This window comes from Acidaminococcus sp. CAG:542 (assembly GCF_000437815.1).
Lineage (GTDB): Bacteria > Bacillota > Negativicutes > Acidaminococcales > Acidaminococcaceae > Acidaminococcus.
In genome coordinates, this window is sequence record NZ_FR902021.1 from 13,603 (window position 1) to 14,769 (window position 1,167).

The following is a 1,167-nucleotide window of genomic DNA, read 5'->3' on the forward strand; positions in this document are numbered from 1 at the left end:
GCCCGGGGAAAAGGGCTTTTTCTCCTGGAAGCCATGCCCCTGTGGCACGGGGCCCTGTTCCGGAAGATCCGGGAGCTGGTACCGGCCCTGGGGCCCATCCGGCTGGTCCAGGGAAACTATTCCCAGTATTCCAGCCGGTATGACCGGTATCGTAAGGGGGAAGTGCTCCCTGCCTTCGACCCGGCACTGGCAGGAGGGGCCCTGTATGACCTGAACGTGTACAACATCGCCTGGACCGCCGGGCTCTGGGGCCTGCCGGAAAAGGTCCTGTATGCCCCCAACCGGGGGTGGAACGGCGTGGATACCTCCGGAGTGCTGCTCCTGGGATACCCCGGGTTCCAGGCATCCCTCTCCGCCGCCAAAGATTCTGACAGCCCCTCCGGGTTCCTGGTCCAGGGAGAAAAAGGCTGGCTGAAAGTGGAAGGGAAGCCCATCCACCCGGAAAAACTGGAGTGGACCCTGATTCAGGGCCCGGACCAGGACCAGTTCAGCACCGCCGCTGTGAAAAAAGCCCAGAACACAAAAACCTGGACCCCGCCGGAACGGGAAAACCGGATGGTGGAAGAGTTCGAGGATTTCACCCGGATTGTGGACGGGAAGAAGAAAGAAGAGGCAGAGAAATTTTTACAGATGACTCTCGCCGCCAGTAAAGTGCTGGAAAGAGCAGCTGGTCATACGATTTGACCGTCCCTGTGGATAGGAAATTTCCGAAAGTTGATGAACGAGTGCCCGACTCCAACGTTGTAGGTGCAGGCCAAAGGCCCCCCCTTCCCGGCCTGCACCTTTTCACCCTTTGTATGGCGGGCGGTCCTGCGGAGCCTTATCGAAAGGTCCGTTTAACCACTGTCCCTTAGTGTAAAGAAGCAGGGACGCCGCTGGAGTTATAGAGGCGGTCGGGCGATGGTCAAGGTGATCAGTGGCCTGAAGAACGCAGACCTGGAGCAGGCCCTGGCAGGAGATTTGTGCGTTATGCCGCTGAAAACCCGGAAAGAGTACCGGAATGCGGTGAGAGAAGTTCTGAAAAGCCGGTATTCGTCCCTCACCTAGATACCCATTCAGTGCAGAATTGCCAATTACGGTCCCAGCAGCAGCCCCATAGGACAGTTGGCAGCAGCACTGAACTGGTGATAAGGATGGTCCCAAAGTCCGCCCTGTGAGGGGCGGGGG

General features: G+C 58.7%; 2 protein-coding genes. Both read left to right on the forward strand.

Annotated features, from left to right (window positions below; genetic code table 11):
* The coding region (locus QVO43_RS01275) for a Gfo/Idh/MocA family protein (RefSeq protein ID WP_369678665.1) at positions 1–684 on the forward strand (684 nt) is incomplete at its 5' end.
* A 216-nt stretch (positions 685–900) separates the two neighbouring features.
* The gene (locus tag QVO43_RS01280; protein ID WP_022486810.1) at positions 901–1,047 is read left to right on the forward strand and encodes a hypothetical protein; all 147 of its coding nucleotides are present in this window, start codon (positions 901–903) and stop codon (positions 1,045–1,047) included.
* Positions 1,048–1,167: the final 120 nt, after the last annotated feature.